Source organism: Pseudomonas sp. NFPP04 (assembly GCF_900113815.1).
Classification (GTDB): domain Bacteria; phylum Pseudomonadota; class Gammaproteobacteria; order Pseudomonadales; family Pseudomonadaceae; genus Aquipseudomonas; species Aquipseudomonas extremorientalis.
This window is the reverse complement of the sequence record NZ_FOQS01000007.1, coordinates 59,733-77,783: the sequence shown is the minus strand read 5'-3', so window position 1 is coordinate 77,783 and position 18,051 is coordinate 59,733. Positions and strand designations below refer to the sequence as shown.

At 60.1% G+C, this 18,051-nt stretch carries 13 protein-coding genes; 5 read left to right on the top strand and 8 right to left on the bottom strand.

Annotation, left to right across the window (positions count from 1 at the left end; translation table 11 throughout):
- Nucleotides 1-135 precede the first annotated feature (135 nt).
- Nucleotides 136-1,500, top strand: a complete 1,365-nt coding sequence (locus BM017_RS16500) for a formimidoylglutamate deiminase (protein ID WP_092246307.1) — start codon at nucleotides 136-138, stop codon at nucleotides 1,498-1,500.
- A 114-nt stretch (nucleotides 1,501-1,614) separates the two neighbouring features.
- Here the strand turns inward: BM017_RS16500 and BM017_RS16495 are convergent, their stop codons facing one another.
- The 6 genes from BM017_RS16495 to BM017_RS16470 form a co-directional block, all read right to left on the bottom strand.
- Nucleotides 1,615-2,184, bottom strand: a complete 570-nt coding sequence (locus BM017_RS16495) for a lipocalin family protein (protein WP_058423714.1) — start codon at nucleotides 2,182-2,184, stop codon at nucleotides 1,615-1,617.
- 30 nt (nucleotides 2,185-2,214) lie between these two features.
- Nucleotides 2,215-2,469 carry a hypothetical protein gene (locus BM017_RS16490; RefSeq protein ID WP_092246304.1) on the bottom strand — a complete coding sequence of 85 codons (255 nt, stop codon included), beginning with the start codon at nucleotides 2,467-2,469 and terminating at the stop codon, nucleotides 2,215-2,217.
- A 176-nt stretch (nucleotides 2,470-2,645) separates the two neighbouring features.
- Nucleotides 2,646-3,656 (bottom strand): class 1 fructose-bisphosphatase, encoded by a 1,011-nt coding sequence (locus BM017_RS16485; RefSeq protein ID WP_092246301.1) that lies wholly within the window; start codon nucleotides 3,654-3,656, stop codon nucleotides 2,646-2,648.
- Between the two features lie 109 nt (nucleotides 3,657-3,765).
- Nucleotides 3,766-5,121 (bottom strand): DUF3999 domain-containing protein, encoded by a 1,356-nt coding sequence (locus tag BM017_RS16480; protein WP_092246673.1) that lies wholly within the window; start codon nucleotides 5,119-5,121, stop codon nucleotides 3,766-3,768.
- Complete coding sequence (locus BM017_RS16475; RefSeq protein WP_092246298.1) at nucleotides 5,121-8,180, bottom strand: DUF2339 domain-containing protein; 3,060 nt, start codon at nucleotides 8,178-8,180, stop codon at nucleotides 5,121-5,123. Before BM017_RS16475 ends, BM017_RS16480 begins: the two co-directional genes overlap by 1 nt.
- Nucleotides 8,181-8,339: 159 nt before the next feature.
- Nucleotides 8,340-10,790, bottom strand: coding sequence for a glycogen/starch/alpha-glucan phosphorylase (locus tag BM017_RS16470; RefSeq protein WP_092246295.1), 2,451 nt, complete (start codon nucleotides 10,788-10,790; stop codon nucleotides 8,340-8,342).
- Nucleotides 10,791-11,018: 228 nt separating this feature from the next.
- Here BM017_RS16470 and BM017_RS16465 point away from each other — a divergent pair, with 228 nt between their 5' ends.
- Entirely contained in the window at nucleotides 11,019-11,453 is a 435-nt protein-coding gene (locus BM017_RS16465) for a YkgJ family cysteine cluster protein (protein WP_012721764.1), read from the top strand.
- A 193-nt stretch (nucleotides 11,454-11,646) separates the two neighbouring features.
- Here the strand turns inward: BM017_RS16465 and typA are convergent, their stop codons facing one another.
- Nucleotides 11,647-13,467, bottom strand: coding sequence for a translational GTPase TypA (gene typA, locus BM017_RS16460; RefSeq protein WP_058423717.1), 1,821 nt, complete (start codon nucleotides 13,465-13,467; stop codon nucleotides 11,647-11,649).
- A gap of 139 nt (nucleotides 13,468-13,606) precedes the next feature.
- Nucleotides 13,607-15,061 (bottom strand): tRNA uracil 4-sulfurtransferase ThiI, encoded by a 1,455-nt coding sequence (thiI, locus tag BM017_RS16455; RefSeq protein WP_071492415.1) that lies wholly within the window; start codon nucleotides 15,059-15,061, stop codon nucleotides 13,607-13,609.
- A gap of 334 nt (nucleotides 15,062-15,395) precedes the next feature.
- On the opposite strand from thiI, the gene glnA reads away from it, so the two are divergent.
- From glnA to BM017_RS16435, 3 genes are all read left to right on the top strand, one after another.
- Nucleotides 15,396-16,802 carry a glutamate--ammonia ligase gene (gene glnA / locus BM017_RS16445; protein WP_017529544.1) on the top strand — a complete coding sequence of 469 codons (1,407 nt, stop codon included), beginning with the start codon at nucleotides 15,396-15,398 and terminating at the stop codon, nucleotides 16,800-16,802.
- 190 nt (nucleotides 16,803-16,992) lie between these two features.
- Nucleotides 16,993-17,529 (top strand): chorismate mutase, encoded by a 537-nt coding sequence (locus BM017_RS16440; protein WP_092246289.1) that lies wholly within the window; start codon nucleotides 16,993-16,995, stop codon nucleotides 17,527-17,529.
- A 77-nt stretch (nucleotides 17,530-17,606) separates the two neighbouring features.
- The gene (locus BM017_RS16435; RefSeq protein WP_092246286.1) at nucleotides 17,607-18,032 is read left to right on the top strand and encodes a cupin domain-containing protein; all 426 of its coding nucleotides are present in this window, start codon (nucleotides 17,607-17,609) and stop codon (nucleotides 18,030-18,032) included.
- Nucleotides 18,033-18,051: the final 19 nt, after the last annotated feature.

Genomic DNA, 18,051 nt, shown 5'->3' with positions numbered 1-18,051 from the left:
CGAAGAGTTGGCGGGCGGAGTCGGCACGGGGAATCCTTGCAGGGGAAAAAGATGCATAGATTGCCGGAGTTTACCGAGCAGGCAAACGTCTGTATATGTATATACAAATAAACACACGACCGGGGTGCCTTGATCATGTCCGCTTTCTTCGCCGAACGCGCGCTGCTGCCTGATGGATGGGCCAATGATGTACGTCTTGAAGTCAGCGCCGATGGCCTGCTGACCAACGTTGAGGCCAATGCCAGCGCAGAGGGGGCCGAACGGCTGAGAGGGCCGGTCTTGGCGGGTATGCCGAACTTGCATTCTCACGCATTCCAGCGTGCCATGGCCGGCTTGGCCGAGGTGGCCGGCAACCCGAATGACAGTTTCTGGACCTGGCGCGACCTGATGTACCGCATGGTCGGCAAGATCGACCCGGACCAACTCCAGGTCATCGCGCGCCAGCTGTATATCGAGATGCTCAAGGCCGGCTATACCTCGGTGGCCGAGTTTCACTACGTGCACCATGACGTCAGCGGCCAGCCCTATGCCGATCGCACACAATTGTCGCGGCAGATCAGCCAGGCGGCGGCCAGCAGCGGGATTGGCCTGACGTTGTTGCCGGTGCTCTACACCCACTCTGGGTTTGGCGGCCAGGCGCCCAATGAAGGCCAGCGGCGCTTTATCAACAGCACTGAAAATTATCTGGAGCTGCAAGCGCGTCTGCAGCCAATTCTGGCCGCGCAACCCGCACAGCAACTGGGCCTGTGTTTTCACTCGCTACGCGCCGTCACACCGCAACAAATCAACGAAGTGCTGGCCGCCAGCGACAAGGCGTGCCCGGTGCATATCCACATTGCCGAGCAGCAGAAGGAAGTCGACGACTGCCTGGCCTGGAGCGGCAAACGCCCACTGCAATGGCTGTATGACAATGTCGACGTCGATGAACGCTGGTGCCTGGTGCACGCCACCCATGCCGACGCCGATGAGGTGACGCGCATGGCCAAGAGCCGGGCGATTGCCGGTTTGTGCCTGACCACCGAGGCCAACCTGGGTGATGGGATTTTCCCGGCGGTGGACTTCCTCGCTCAGGGCGGACGCCTGGGTATCGGCTCCGACAGCCATGTGTCACTGAGCGTGGTGGAAGAATTGCGCTGGCTGGAATACGGCCAGCGCCTGCGTGATCAACGGCGTAACCGCTTGTATCGCAGTGACCAGCCGATGGTTGGGCGCACGCTGTTCGATGCCGCGCTGGACGGTGGTGCCCAGGCGCTGGGACAGCCAATTGGCCGATTGGAAGTGGGCAAACGTGCGGATTGGATTGTGCTGGACGGTAATGATCCGTACCTGGCCACGGCGACCGAGGACGGGATTCTGAATCGCTGGTTGTTTGCCGGCGGTGATCGGCAGGTGCGGGATGTGCTGGTGAATGGAAAGTGGGTGGTGCGTGATGGGCGACATGCCGGCGAGGAAGACAGTAGCCTCGCATTCACGCAGGTTCTAAGGGACTTACTCGGTTAAAACGTGTGGGAGGGGGCTTGCCCCCGATTGCAGAGTGTCAGCCAGCAAATCAGATACTGACACACCTCTATCGGGGGCAAGCCCCCTCCCACATTGGATTGAGGAGTTCTCAGATTATTGCGAAGTCTTCGCCATCTGCTTGTCCGACGTACGCCAGATCAACCGTGTGGTGTCATACCCCTGCTGTCGCGCCCTGCTCAGCAGGTCTTCGCGGGTGTCCGCATTGACCGTTGGCGTGCGCGAAAGGATCCACATGTAGCGCCGGCTCGGGCTGCCGACAATGGCGGTCTTGTAGTCATCGCTGACATACAGCACCCAGTAGTCGCCCTTGGCGACGCCCGGCAGCAGCGAGGTGAACCAGTTGTTGAATTCCACCCAGAGCTTGTCGGTCTTGCCCGGCACTTGCGGGGTGGCGGTACCCTTAGCTTCCTCCCACTTCCATTCGGTCGTCAGGCAGCGGTTGAACACCGACATGTCGCCGTCGGGCAACAGGGTGTAGCGGGCTTCGGACTGCGCACAGTTGCGCTGGAAGTACATCGGCAATCGGGCCAACTCATACCAGGTGCCCTGGTAACGCTTGAGGTTGACGTTGCTCGCTGTCTTGGGTTGCAGATCATCGCCAGAATGGCTGGCACAGCCCGCCAAAAACAGGCTGGCACAAAGGAACAAAACAAAACGCATCATTCTTCTTCTCCCGCAGGCTTGCGCCCCGGTTTACTTCAGGCCTTGCCCGGAAAACATCAGAACCTTGTCACCGGCATATTGAACGCTGATAAAGCTGTTTTTATCGCCCCAGGTACAACTGGACATGCCCAGTGCGCCGGAACAATCGGTCGGCTTGCCCAGCAACGACTCCACCTCAGCCTTGGCCATGCCAGCCGACAATTTTTGATAGTTTTCTTGGTTGACCTTGCTGCAAGCGGCCAACAGCACGCAAAAAGCCAGCAAAGCGAAACGGCGTAACGACATGGAAACACTCCTGGAGGGACGAAGCAGCGTGGGTATCTGCCAGAAGCTTAGAAGGGAAAAGAGGTGTCTGGTTCCCGATGAGCGAAAACAAAAAAGCCCCAAAAACGCTGAAACGTTTCGGGGCTTCTTCAACGGTGAACCGGCTCACAACAACACCAGTCACTTGTCGCCGCAGCTTACTTCTTGTGGTAAGCCGTCACGCGCTCGACTTCTTCCTTCGACCCCAGGAACACCGCCACACGCTGGTGCAGGCCTTCCGGCTGAATGTCGAGGATGCGCTGATGGCCGTCGGTGGACGCGCCGCCCGCCTGCTCAACCAGGAACGACATCGGGTTGGCTTCGTACATCAGGCGCAGTTTGCCCGGCTTGGACGGCTCGCGGCTGTCGCGTGGGTACATGAACAGGCCACCACGGGTCAGGATGCGGTGCACGTCGGCGACCATCGCGGCCACCCAGCGCATGTTGAAGTTTTTCTTCAACGGGCCTTCCTCACCTTCCATCAACTCGTTGACGTAGCGCTTCACCGGCTCTTCCCAGTGGCGCTGGTTGGACATGTTGATCGCAAATTCCTGGGTCGACCCAGGAATGGAGATGTCTTCGTGGGTCAGTACGAAGCTGCCCATTTCACGGTCCAGGGTGAAGCCCTTGACGCCGTCACCCAGGGTCAGCACCAGCATGGTCTGCGGGCCGTAGATCGCGTAGCCGGCAGCGACCTGCTCGGTGCCTGGCTGCAGGAAGGCTTTTTCGTTCAGCGCTTCGTTCTGGCTCAGGTATTCATTCGGGCAACGCAGTACCGAGAAGATGGTGCCGACCGGTGCGTTGATATCGATGTTGGACGAACCGTCCAGTGGGTCGAACACCAACAGGTACGCGCCTTTCGGGTATTTGCCGGGGATCTGGTAGGCATTGTCCATTTCTTCGGACGCCATGCCGGCCAGGTGACCGCCCCATTCGTTGGCTTCGAGCAGGATTTCGTTGGACAGGACGTCGAGCTTCTTCTGCACTTCGCCCTGCACGTTTTCAGTGCCCATGCTGCCCAGGACACCACCCAGTGCGCCTTTGGAAACGGCGTGGCTGATTTCCTTGCAAGCACGCGCCACCACTTCGATAAGGAAGCGCAGATCGGCAGGCGTGTTGTTGCTGCGGGTCTGCTCGATCAAATAGCGACTCAAGGTAACGCGGGACATGTAAGGCTCCGGAGAATGGGGGGCTTGAAAACCCGCGCAGTTTAACGCGAGTCGGGGCGTATTTCCTCCTATCAGAGGATTTAAACCCAATAGAGTTCATGGACTTTATTTAACGTGCCGCCGGCGGCTTGCGCAGCAAACTGTAGGCCATGGCGCCCAGTGCCGCCACGCCGAGCAGCAGTACGGCCCAGAGCCCAAGCTTTTTCCAGTTCGTCCCGGGATCGGCAGCGGCTACCATCGCAACCGGTGTGACCGCGACTTCCCCGACGACCTTGGCCTGCCCCAGCGTCTCGAAGCGCTCGGGTTTGTAGTCCGGGATCAAGGTCGACAGCGGCAAGCTCGCGGCCTTGGCGGACGCATTGCCCAACGCCAGCGTAAACGGTGGCTCCCCCCGCGCCAGGAACACCAACTGCGTGGCACGCACTGCAAAGCGCAGCGCCGGCGCCTCGACGCCCAGACCACCACCGCGCTCATCTACCTGCAATTTGAGCTCGGCCACCGTTTGCCCCGGCAGTTGCAGTTCATCCTGCACCACGTCCTGGCCATTCTGGGTCAGGCGATACAACAGACCATTGCTCAACGGCTGCCATGCCTGCTTGCTGTCCCTTCGACCGGATAACGTCACGGGCGCCAGCGTGTTGGGTTGCTTCAACTCGACGCGCAAGCGTTCGATGCTCACCCCCGCCGACAACTGCCAACTGTATTCCCCGGCGCCAAGCCGCGTACCCGTGAGCGGCTGCGACCATACCAACGGCAGCGGCACGCTGCTGCGGGTAGCGCTCACCAGTTTGGCCGAGGTCAGCAGCGGCGCCGCCTGGCCCTGCCAGACCAGACGCAGGTAGCGCGCCGATTGCCCGGGCAAGTTCACGTCATGTTGCTCGACCCGTTCGTCGGCAAACGACAAGCGCGCCACCTGCCCATCGCCCCAGGCGTCCCAGTGCTGCAAGTCATCACTGGCCTCGATGCTGAAACGCTGGAAGCCCTCCTGTTCGCGGCTCCAGTCCAGGGTCAATTGCTGCAAGGGCGCCTTGATCGCGCTGGCGTCCAACACCCAGCCGCGCAGTACTTGCTTGCCGGGTTTGGGTGCAGTGGATGGGGTTATTTCCACCAAGGTGCCTGTGGTAGAGGCCTTCATCACCACGTCGGGCAACGCTGTTTGAGTGTCGGCGGCGTACAGCGGGAACCACTTCACGTCAGTGACGTTGCGACTCTCGGAGCGTTGCACGGACTGGCGAGACAGCGCATAGGCCTGGGGTTCACCGGCGGCGTTAAACACTCGCACATCGCTGAGATCGGCCTGGCGTGCATTCAGTTGAACCGCCAACGGCAAGTCCAGGCGATACCAGGGGCCAGTGCCGCTCACGGCGAGCGGCACCTGGGTGGCGAAATCAGCCGGCCGCTCTTGAGCAAACGCCACCGAGCACAGCGTCCATATCGTTAACCCACTCAGACTCAGCTTGCCTATCAAGAAGACGCTCCCTCAGTTTCAATACGTTTGGGCGGCAACGGTGCAAAATAGCCCACCACCAGCAACAACCCGCCCACGCCGATAAACGACACGATCCGCGCCAGGCCGCCGCGGTTACTCAATTCGACGAAGAACAGCTTGGCCACCACCACCGCAATCAGCGCCGCGCCGATCAGCCACACTTCACGACGATGGCGCAGGTGGCCGCCGATCATCAGGCCGAGGGCGATCAGGGTCCAGACAATCGACAGGCCGGCCTGTACCAGCATCGACTCCAGCAACGCATCCCATTGAAACGGCACGCCGCCCCAATGGTGGGCCGTGCGCATCACCAGCGCGGTAAAGAAGGCGAACAGCGAAAGCCCCGCGACACCTTGGGCGATCGACTCGACACGCGGCCCCCGCTGCGGCGCGGCGCTGCGCGACCACAGGTAAATGCCCAGCAACGCGAACAGCAGGCCCAGGTCCAGCGGATTGAGCATGGGCAGATAGGGCAGCGGCTTGGCAGTGCCGTCACTGAAGATGTTCGCCAGCCAGAACCAACCGAGCATCAGCACCGCCAGCGGCAATGCGGCGAGCACGCGGTATTCCCTTGGGTACGCGGAAACAGGCCACGGCCAGCTGCGCGGCGCGGCGGCCAGCACCAGGTACAGGCTTGGCAGGATCGCCCAGCCCAGCCAGCGCCAGGCGTTGTATTCGCTCGAGAGCATCAGCAAGCCGTAGCGCAGTTCCAGTGCCAGTACGCCGATCAGCATCCAGCAGCCCAGTACATGAGCCGCGCTTAAGACCTTTCCAGGCACCAGTGCCGCCAAACGTCGCAGCGAGATGAAATGCACCCCGAACACCGCCAGCCAGGCCAGCCAGCCGAACTGCGCGGCTGGGTGGTAATACTCGGTCCATGCGTCCCACAACACCAGGCCCGCCGCAGGCATCAGCAACGTGCTGGCGAGACCCAACGCCACCCAGCGCAAACGCAGCGCCAGTAACGTCCAGATCACCCCGCTCAGCGCAGCCGCCAGCAGCAACAGTGCAGCGTGCAAAGGTACAGGCGCCAAGCGCCACACTTCAATGATCACCGCCAGCGCCCACCACGCCACACCCCAGGCCAGCAGAGCTGAGGACAAACGGCCACGGGGCAAGCGCCAGGCGCCGGGCATTGCCGCCAAGGCAATGATCATCGGCGTCCAGGCATTGCTCACGGGGTCGAGGGCAAACAGCGCGCCCGAAAGGACTTGCACAGCAATGCCACAGCGCACTACCACCGGCGAGCCGATACGCTGGCCCACCCATAGGGTCGCAAGGCCCGCAACTGCCCAACTGACGATGCTGCCTTGGGTTGAAAACAACAGCGGCGCCAGCAGGTAGGCGCAACCCAGGCCGAGTATGGCGAGCCCTGGAGCGCCGAGACGTTCCCAACGCCGGCTCTGCTCCGGCGCGGCTTTGTGTAGTTGGTAAAAACTGAACAACAGTGCGGCGCCCAGCAACAACGCCCCTAATGGAGGGCCCAGCAGCAAGGTGTCCTGGCCATCGCGCAGTTCGCTGAGGAAGGCGAGCAACGAACCCAGTTGCAACAGCAAGGCGAACGCCCGCGCCACGGGGCGATGCTGGCGTAGGCCGAGCCAGAAGATCCCGGCGCCTTCGACAGCCCACGCCGCAGCGGTCCAGCGTGCATCGAGGCCCAAGGGAATGGCCAGGCTGGCGAAGATCACCCCCAGGGCCAGACAGGTTTCCGTCAGGAGCCCGGCGCGCCCACCACTGAATACACGGGCCAAGACCATGTAAATAATGCCCAGGCCCAGCGCACTGAACGCAGCGGCGAACTCAAGGTGTTGCACCAGCGCGAACTGCAAGCCAAAGCCCACCAGCGGCGGGCCGAACAACAAGGTGCCGTCGACATAGTCGCCCTTGCGCAATTGCGTACCCAGGCTGTCGCCCTCGCCCATCTCCAGCAACTTGCGCCAGGCATACAACAGGCCGATTGCCAGGTACATCGCGAAAAACAGGAGCAGGAACGGCTCGGTGCTCCACAACAGCTCCGGCGTGTAGGAACGCATACCCCAGGCGAAACCGATCCCGAAGGTGCCCACAAAGCCGATCACATTCAGCAGGCGCCAGGCCTTGAACCAGGCAATCGCGAGAATGCCGGCATTGAGCAACGCAAAGTAACTGAACAACGCCACATGGCTTCCGGCGCCGGTCGATACCAGGATCGGTGCCGCAAAACCGCCCAAAGCCGCCGCACAGGCGAGGCCGAGGGCATCCTGGGTGATCGCCAGGATCGCTGAAAATACCGTGACGGCGACCAGCAACCCCATTGCCGCGCCGGGATCGATCAGCAGATGCACACGCATCGCCGCAAACACCGTGAGGTACAACACCGCAATGCCCGCGCCCTGCAGCATCAACCCGTAGTTGCTGTTGCGCAGCCGCAGCCACCAGCCCAGGCCCAGCAGGCCCACCGCAGCCGCAGCCACACCGGCATAACGCAGCTCGATCGGCACCACCATGCCTTCGGTGGCGTAGCGCAGCAGGAACGCCAGGCCGAGAAAGAGCAGCACCACCCCGACGCGCAGCACCGTGTTGCCGCCAAACAGCCAATTGCGTGCACCGTTGAGGGCACGCTCGATAAGGTTGGGGCCACGCGGGATGGCAGGTTCTTTAGGGGACGACGACGCAGCCGGTGCCCACACATCATCCGGCAGCGGCTGGCTCGCTTCGGCGACCATGGTCACAGGTGTCAGCTCGGCAGGCAGCTCCCAGACCAGCTCAGGCGTTTGGGCGACGGGGGTGGGTTCTGCAACGGCGGGCTCGACAAACACGCTGCTGGTTGCAGGCGCAGGCACTTCCAGTTGCCGCAGGCGCTCACCCAGCGCTATCAGCGACTTCTGCGTGGTTTCCAACTGACGCGCCTGTTGGTCCACCTGGGAGGACAGCTTCGCCAGGCGGATCGCCTGGCCAATGCCCAGCCCCAACAGCGCACCGATGCCCGCATCGCTGAACGACTCATCGAGCGTCCAGCCGAGCACCAGGCCAATCAGCATGAAAATCCATTGCATGGTCGATATTCCCTAGGCAAACCGGCGCCCAGTATATCGATGCAGAACCAATGTGGGAGGGAGCTTGCGCCCGATAGCGGTGCACCAGTCGACATATCTGCAAACTGACAGGCTGCTATCGGGGGCAAGCCCCCTCCCACATTTTTGGATCAGCGATGTTTAGTCGAGGGCTTTCCAGATCTCGGTCGCGTACTCCCTGATCGTCCGGTCCGAGCTGAACCAGCCCATGCGCGCCGTATTCAGCACCGCCGAACGCCACCACGCCTTGGAATCATGCCAATGCGCCTCGACCCGCGCCTGGGCGTCCCAGTACGAATCGAAGTCGGCGCACACAAGGAATCGATCGTAGTCGATCAACCCATCGATCAACCCCACGTAGCGGCCCGGATCATCCGGCGAGAACACCCCGCCGCGGATCGCTTGCAGCACATCGTTCAACCGATGGGAGGCGACGATGTCCGGCCCGGCGCTGAACTCCCCGGCGTGTTTGCGGGCTTCCACTTGCTGCGCGCTGAGGCCAAAGATAAACATGTGCTCGGCACCCACGCGCTCATGCATTTCAACGTTGGCGCCGTCCATGGTGCCGATGGTCAGCGCACCATTGAGGCCGAACTTCATGTTGCTGGTGCCCGAGGCTTCGAAGCCGGCGGTAGAGATCTGCTCCGACAAGTCCGCCGCCGGAATGATGCTTTCCGCCAGGCTGACGTTGTAGTTAGGCAGGAACACCACCTTGAGCAGGCCGCGCACGGTCGGGTCGTTATTGACGGTGCGGGCGATGTCGTTGGTCAGCTTGATGATTAACTTGGCCTGGTGGTAACTGGCCGCCGCCTTGCCCGCGAAGATCTTCACGCGCGGCACCCAGTCGGTGCCCGGTTCGGCACGGATCGCCTGGTACAGCGCCACGGTGTGCAGCAGGTTGAGCAGTTGGCGCTTGTACTCGTGGATACGCTTGACCTGCACGTCGAACATCGCCGCCGGGTTCACCGCAATGCCCAGGCGCTCGTGGATGATGTCGGCCAGTGCACGCTTACTGTGTAAACGTTGCTCGGCAAACGTCTTGCGGAATGTCTGTTTCTCGGCAAAGGGTTCAAGTTCCAGCAGTCGCTCTTCGGGCTTGTCGAGAATGTCCGGACCGAGCGCCTCCACCAGCATGGACGTGAGCTTGGGGTTGGCCTGGTACAACCAGCGGCGGAAGGTAATGCCGTTGGTCTTGTTGTTGATGCGCTCCGGGTACAGCTTGTGCAGTTCGGAGAACACGGTGCTGCGCATCAGTTGCGTGTGCAGGCCGGACACGCCGTTGACACTGTGGGAACCGAGGAATGCCAGGTTGCCCATGCGCACACGGCGGCCGTTGTCTTCTTCGATCAGTGAGACGGCGCGCAGCACATCGAAATCGTGGATACCTTTGGCGCGCAGCGAATCGATGTGCTGGGCGTTGATCAGGTAGATGATCTGCATGTGCCGGGGCAGCATGCGTTCCATCAGGCCCACAGGCCAGGTTTCCAAGGCTTCGGGCAACAGCGTGTGGTTGGTGTAGGAAAGGGTTTCAACGGTGACGTCCCAAGCTGCTTCCCACGGAATATCGTGCAAATCCACCAACTGCCGCATCAACTCGGCCACGGCAATGGACGGGTGCGTGTCGTTGAGCTGGATCGCCGCGTGTTCGCCCAGGCTCAGCACCGAGCCGTGCATGTTCTTGTGACGGCGCAGCAGGTCCTGCAATGAGGCAGAGACAAAGAAGTATTCCTGACGCAGGCGCAGTTCCTGCCCCGCTTCGGTGCTGTCGGCTGGGTAAAGTACGCGGGAGATGCTTTCAGCCCGGGCCACTTCGGCGACAGCGCCCAAGTGGTCACCGGCGTTGAAGCGCTCCAGGTGCAAGTCTTCCACCGCACGGGCGCGCCACAGGCGCAGGGTGTTGACGCTGGCGCCACGCCAGCCGACCACCGGAGTGTCGTAGGCCACGGCCCGGACGGTTTCGTTGGGCGACCACACCTGAATCATCTTGCCGGAGGCATCCGCCAGGGTTTCGACGCTGCCGCCAAAGCCGATCGGGTAAATCACTTCGGCCCGCTCGAACTCCCACGGGTTGCCGAAATCCAGCCAACGCTCGGTCTGCTCCTGCTGCCAGCCATCGACAATCGCCTGGCGGAATAAGCCGTGCTCATAACGAATGCCATAACCATGGCCGGCAATGCCCAGGGTCGACATGCTTTCCATGAAGCACGCAGCCAGGCGGCCCAAGCCACCGTTGCCGAGCGCCGCGTCGGGCTCCAGCAGGCGAATGCGCTCCAGGTCGACACCCAGCTCGGACAACGCTTCGCGCGCAATCTCCAGCACGCCAAGGTTGCTCAGACTGTCGTAGAGCAGGCGGCCGATGAGGAATTCCAGGGAAAGGTAATAAACGCGCTTCTGGCCTTTGCGGTAGATACGCCGCGTATGGTCCATCCAGTGGTCGACCATCTGGTCGCGGGCGGCCAGGGCAATGGCTTCGAACCAGTCGTGGTCGAAGGCGTGATCCGGGTCCTTGCCCACCGCGTAGGTGAGTTTGGTCAAGACGGCATCGCGGAATGCGGCTACCTCTGCTTCTCGTGCAAGTGGTTCCTGAGACATCAATTGCGACCTCGGGCGAGATAGAAGGAGTTGCTAGAGCCTAGACGGTCTGACAGGCGGTAGACGCGCTGGTTCGGCAGTTTTTTAACGCATTCACCGTTGCGTGAATTAGATGCAGGGGTCGTGCCCGATCTGCCTTTGAGCTGAAACCCAGAAAATATTGTTCAAAAAATCACCAATCCCGGTATGATCGCGCGCCCGGATACAGCCCCACCTTTTGGAACCCTGATGAAGCCTCAATTGATCGCCGCCGCGGAACTCGACCGTCTTGAAACGTGGCAGAAATATTCCGCGCATATGTGCGGTGGTTGCGTGTCCAGCTGCTGCACGCTGCCGGTCGAAGTGAAGATCAAGGACCTGATCCGTATTGGCATCGTCGATGAATTCGAGCGTGGCGACCCGCCGAAGAACATCGCCAAGCGCCTGCAGAAGGAAGGCATCGTCGAGCGCTTCAATTCCAAATCCGAGATTTTTACCCTGCAGCGCATGAGCAACAACGATTGCCTGTACCTGGATCGTAAGACGCGCTTCTGCACTATTTATGACAAGCGCCCGGATACCTGCCGCAACCACCCGAAGATCGGGCCGCGTCCGGGATATTGCGCGTACAAGCCGAAGGAAGTGGTGCGCGAGACCACGTTCAAGACCCTCGACAAGTTCTGATCAGGGTTTTGCGGGGCTTTCAAGGGCCCTATCGGGGGCAAGCCCCCTCCCACACTTGAAAGTGTTCACAGTTCAAAATGTGGGAGGGGGCTTGCCCCCGATGAGGCCAGTAAAGCCACCCCACAAAATGCAGGCGCAAAAAAACGCCCCCGGCCTTTCGACCGGGGGCGTTTTTCATTCAGCCTGAGTTAACTCAGTTCTTGGCTTTCTTGGCAGCGCGGGTACGCTCGCCTTCGTCCAGGATCTTCTTACGCAGGCGGATCGACTTAGGCGTGACTTCACACAGCTCGTCGTCCTGGATGAATTCCAGGGCCTGTTCCAGGGTGAAGCGAACAGGTGGAACCAGGGCGATGGTTTCGTCTTTACCCGAAGCACGCATGTTGTCGAGCTTCTTGCCTTTGGTTGGGTTGACGCCCATGTCGTTGTCACGGCTGTTCAGACCGACGATCTGACCGTTGTAGATCTCTTGACCGTGTTCAACGAACAGCTTGCCACGCGCCTGGAGGGTTTCCAGGGAGTAGGTCAGTGCCTTGCCGGTTTCTACCGAGACCAGAACACCGTTCTGACGGCCGGACATGTCGCCGGACTTCATGGTGTCGTAGCGATCGAAGATCGAGGTCAGGATGCCAGCACCGTTGGTCAGGGTCAGGAACTGGTTACGGAAACCGATCAGACCGCGAGCAGGGATGTTGTATTCCAGACGCACACGGCCTTTGCCATCCGGCACCATGTTGGTCAGGTCGCCTTTACGCAGGCCCATCTCTTCCATGACCTTGCCCTGGGATTCTTCAGGGGTGTCGATGGTGACGTTTTCGAACGGTTCCTGCTTCACGCCGTCAACTTGACGGATGATCACTTCAGGACGACCAACGCCCATTTCGAAGCCTTCGCGACGCATGGTTTCGATCAGTACCGAGAGGTGCAGCTCACCACGGCCGGAAACCTTGAACTTGTCAGCCGAGTCGCCTTCTTCAACGCGCAGTGCAACGTTGTACAGCAGCTCTTTGTCCAGACGCTCCTTGATGTTACGGGAGGTCACGAACTTGCCTTCTTTACCGCAGAAAGGCGAGTCGTTTACCTGGAAGGTCATGGAAACGGTTGGCTCGTCAACGGTCAGAGGCTTCATCGCTTCTACCGCGTCCGGGTGGCACAGGGTATCGGAGATGAACAGCGAGTCCATACCGCTGATGCACACGATGTCGCCAGCTGCAGCTTCTTCAACGTCGATGCGGTGCAGGCCGTGGTGGCCCATCAGCTTCAGGATACGACCGTTACGCTTCTTGCCGTCGGCGCCGATAGCGACAACCGGAGTGTTCGGCTTGACGCGACCACGGGCGATACGGCCAACGCCGATAACACCCAGGAAGCTGTTGTAGTCCAGTGCCGAGATCTGCATCTGGAACGGACCGTCACGGTCAACAGCCGGCGCAGGTACGTTGTCGACGATCGACTGGTACAGCGGGGTCATGTCTTCAGCCATGTCGGTGTGGTCCAGACCGGCAATACCGTTCAGGGCCGAGGCGTAGACGACTTTGAAGTCCAGCTGTTCTTCGGTGGCACCCAGGTTGTCGAACAGGTCGAAGATCTGGTCCAGAACCCAGTCCGGACGCGCGCCTGGACGGTCAACCTTGTTGATGCACACGATCGGACGCAGGCCAGCTTCGAAGGCCTTCTTGGTCACGAAACGGGTTTGCGGCATAGGGCCGTCTTGAGCGTCAACCAGCAGCAGAACGGAGTCCACCATCGACATTACGCGTTCTACTTCGCCGCCGAAGTCGGCGTGGCCCGGGGTGTCCACGATGTTGATGTGGTAGCCGTTCCAGTTGATGGCGGTGTTTTTCGCCAGGATGGTAATACCGCGCTCTTTTTCCTGGTCGTTGGAGTCCATCACGCGCTCGTCGTTGAGCTCGTTGCGCTCCAGGGTGCCGGACTGACGCAGGAGTTTGTCTACCAGGGTGGTTTTACCATGGTCAACGTGAGCAATGATGGCGATGTTACGTAGATTTTCGATCACTTGTGTATCTCGATCAGAGGATTCGGTGTGCTGACAGGTCGTGGCAGCGATTAACAGTAGAGTCAGGCCTTGCCGTTACAGCTTGACGGCAGAGTCGGGGGGCCGGTGACGCAGGCCACAGGCAAACAGCCCCGGGCTCTTAGCTCGGTCGATAAACGCGCACATTGGCATGCCCCTCACTGAGCAAATGGTGGGCATGCAGGCGACTCATCACGCCTTTGTCGCAATACAGCAGGTACTGACGGCTGTTATCCAGTTCCTTGAAACGCGCGTTCAATGCATAGAACGGCAGCGTTTGTACGTCGATGCCGGCGATTTCCAGCGGCTCATCCTCAGCGGCATCCGGGTGACGGATGTCGATGACGATCTGGCCGGCCAGGGCTTCGCTGACTTCTTCGATCTTGATGTCCTGGCCCAGCTCGTCGATGACGCGATCGATCGGGACCAGTTTGGCGTTCTCGAGCGCACGCTCCAGAATCGCCATGTCGAATTCTTTCTCTTCATGCTCCACGCGGTGACGCTTGGCGTGGGTCTTGGGGTTCACCGAGATGACCCCGCAGTACTCGGGCATGTGCTTGGCAAAATCGGCGGTGCCGATCTGCTCTGCCAGGTCGATGATGTCCTGCTTGTGGCTGGCGATCAGTGGGCGCAGTACCAGCTTCTCGGTAACACAATCGATGATCGACAAGTTCGGCAGCGTCTGGCTCGATACCTGGGAGATCGCTTCACCGGTGACCAGCGCGTCGATCTGCAACTGGTCGGCGATCCGCGAGGCAGCGCGCAACATCATACGCTTCAATACCACGCCCATATGACTGTTATCGACTTTGCCGAGAATTTCGCCCAGCACTTCCTCGAACGGCACGCTCACAAATAGCACGCGTTGGGAGCTGCCGTACTTCTTCCAGATAAAGTGCGCAACTTCCATCACGCCCAATTCGTGTGCACGCCCGCCCAGATTAAAGAAGCAGAAGTGGCTCATGAGGCCGCGACGCATGATCTGGTAGGCCGCCACCGTGGAATCGAAACCGCCGGACATCAGTACCAGGGTCTGTTCCAGAGCGCCCAGCGGGTAGCCGCCGATGCTGTTGTGCTGGCTGTGGATCACAAACAACCGTTGGTCGCGAATTTCCATGCGCACTTCAATTTGCGGTGCTTTCAGGGAAATTCCGGCAGCGCCGCACTCGCGACGCAGCTTGCTGCCGACATATTTCTCGACGTCCATGGAGCTGAAGCTGTGCTTGCCGGCACGCTTGCAGCGCACCGAAAAGATCTTGCCGGTAAGCGAGTCGCCGTAGTGCTGTTTGCACTTCTCGGTGATGTCGTCGAAGTCGCCCAGCGGGTACTCATCCACCTGCAGGAAGTGCGCGATCCCCGGCATGCAGCTCAGGCGCTCGGTCATGTCCTTCAAGGCTTTGGGCTCGGTGACACGGGTTTCCAGCTCGAGGTTGTCCCACACGCCGTTCACCACCACAGCCGGGTCCAGATCGCGGAGCACGGCACGGATGTTCTTGGCCAACTGACGGATGAAACGCGTCCGTACCGGTCGGCTTTTGATGGTGATCTCGGGAAAGACTTTAACGATTAATTTCATGGAAACAGCGCGCGCCGGGCCTGCTGAAAAAGGGGGGCGCGGATTATAGCGGAAATCGCTCAAGGTTTAACCAGTTAATATGCACAGCAGGCGCAACGCACTAAATGGGTGCACATGCACGCCTTTGCGCTACATTGAGGTGCGCTATTTTCGGGCTTTTGTCGTAATGCACCGTTATAGGGGCGTTTTTGGAACAGAAAACCCATGTTGGCGCACTGGCATGCAATTTGCTCTCTTGTGAGGCAGGTTGCCATGGCGGAGTATCCGCGCCGGCATCACCCACATTCTAAGGGCTAACTCCACTACCCCAGCCCGAAGCCACCCGGAGGACACTATGTCGAAGTCGGTTCAACTCATCAAAGATCATGACGTTAAATGGATTGATCTGCGCTTCACGGACACCAAAGGCACTCAGCACCACGTGACCATGCCGGCTCGCGACGCGCTGGATGATGCTTTCTTCGAAGAAGGCAAAATGTTCGACGGTTCCTCCATCGCTGGCTGGAAAGGCATCGAAGCTTCCGACATGATCCTGATGCCGGACGACAGCACTGCTGTTCTCGACCCGTTCACCGAAGACCCAACCCTGATCATCGTCTGTGACGTGATCGAGCCTTCGACCATGCAAGGCTACGACCGCGACCCACGTGCGATCGCCAAGCGTGCCGAGGAATACCTGAAGTCCACCGGTATCGGCGACACCGTATTCGTAGGCCCGGAGCCAGAATTCTTCATCTTTGATTCGGTCAAGTTCAAGTCCGACATTTCCGGCTCCATGTTCAAGATCTTCTCCGAACAAGGCTCCTGGATGTCCGACCAGGACGTGGAAGGCGGCAACAAAGGCCACCGTCCAGGCGTCAAGGGAGGCTACTTCCCGGTTCCGCCATTCGACCACGACCACGAAATCCGTACCTCCATGTGCAACGCCATGGAAGAAATGGGCCTGGTCATCGAAGTGCACCACCACGAAGTGGCCACTGCCGGCCAGAACGAAATCGGTGTGAAGTTCAACACCCTGGTAGCCAAGGCTGACGAAGTACAGACCCTGAAGTACTGCGTACACAACGTGGCTGATGCCTACGGCCGTACCGCGACCTTCATGCCTAAGCCACTGTACGGCGATAACGGTTCGGGTATGCACGTTCACCTGTCCATCGCCAAAGAAGGCAAGAACACCTTCGCAGGCGAAGGTTACGCCGGCCTGTCCGACACTGCCCTGTACTTCATCGGCGGCATCATCAAGCACGGTAAGGCCCTGAACGGCTTCACCAACCCGTCGACCAACTCCTACAAGCGTCTGGTCCCAGGTTTCGAAGCTCCGGTAATGCTGGCCTACTCCGCTCGCAACCGTTCCGCCTCGATCCGTATTCCTTACGTGTCCAGCCCACGTGCTCGCCGTATCGAAGCGCGCTTCCCGGACCCGGCAGCCAACCCATACCTGGCCTTCGCGGCACTGGTCATGGCCGGTCTGGACGGTATCCAGAACAAGATCCACCCTGGCGACGCCGCCGACAAAAACTTGTACGACCTGCCGCCTGAAGAGGCCAAAGAGATCCCACAAGTGTGCGGCAGCCTGAAAGAAGCCCTGGAAGAGCTGGACAAGGGCCGTGCGTTCCTGACCAAAGGCGGCGTATTCAGCGACGACTTCATCGATGCCTACATCGAGCTGAAAAGCGAAGAAGAAATCAAGGTTCGCACCTTCGTACACCCACTGGAATACGAGCTGTACTACAGCTGCTGATCCGGTAGCGCTGCTTAACGTGGCGTGACGAAAAAGACCTCCTTCGGGAGGTCTTTTTTTTGCCTGGGGTTTAGCTGGCCGGCGGATTCTCGCGTAACTATAAGGTAGCCTCTGACTGACGCTGCTGTAGACCTGCAAACCCAATCAAAAAGGTGGGAAGGGGCTTACCCCTCCCACAAGGAGATCTTCATTGAAACATAGACTTGTGTGCGCCCTGTTGTTCGCAAGTGCCAGTGCCAGTGCCGCGCCGCCCACCCTGGAGCCGCTGCTCAACAGCATCGCCGAACGCCTGGAGATCGCCGACCAGGTAGCCCTGAGCAAATGGGACAGCCACAAGCCGGTAGAGGACAAAAAGCGCGAACAAGAAGTGATCGCCAGCGTCGTCGCCCAGGCACCGAGCTACAAATTGGCGTCTGCCGCCGTCGAGCAGTTTTTCTCGGCGCAGATCGAGGCGAACAAACTGGTGCAGTACACCCATCTGTCAGACTGGCAGTTCCAGGGCAAGGCACCTGACGATCCGCGCCCGGACCTGGTGAAACAGATCCGCCCGCAGTTGGACGAATTGCAAAAACGCCTGCTGCAGCAATTGGCTGACTTCACCCCGCAGCGCACCGATCCACAGTGCCCACAATGGCTGGCCGAAGCCGTGCATGAGCCGCTGAACGATCCGTTGCGTCAGCTGGCGATGATCCGCGCCACGGCCGAACTGTGCACTGGACCTACTTGATTTGAGGACCCGTCCTGCATTTTCACCGAGGCCGGCAGCCATAGCCTGACTGTTCATTTATCGAACAGGATGGAACCATGATCACCCTCAAGTGCTGGATTGCAGCAGCGGTGGGTTTGTCGTTGCTTGGCTGCGGCACCCACCCAAAGAACGCCGTACACATCGAAAAAGAGGTGTTGCTTGAACGCAGCGCGTCATGGGATGGCACACCTTACAAAGCCTACCCCTCAGGTCCGCCGCAACTGACGCTCATACGCCTCAAGATCCCTGCGCACACGCAATTGCCCTGGCACACTCACCCAATGCCAAATGCCGCCTACATCGTTTCGGGAGAGCTGACCGTTGAAACCCGTAAGAGCGGGCTGACGCGCACCTTGAGGCAAGGGCAAACCCTTGCCGAGATGGTAGGCATTGAGCATCGCGGTATTACCGGCAACACCCCGGTCGAGCTGCTGGTCTTTTACGCGGGCCGTCCGGGCATGCCACTTTCCGAACAACACTGATCCATCCCCCACTCCGGAT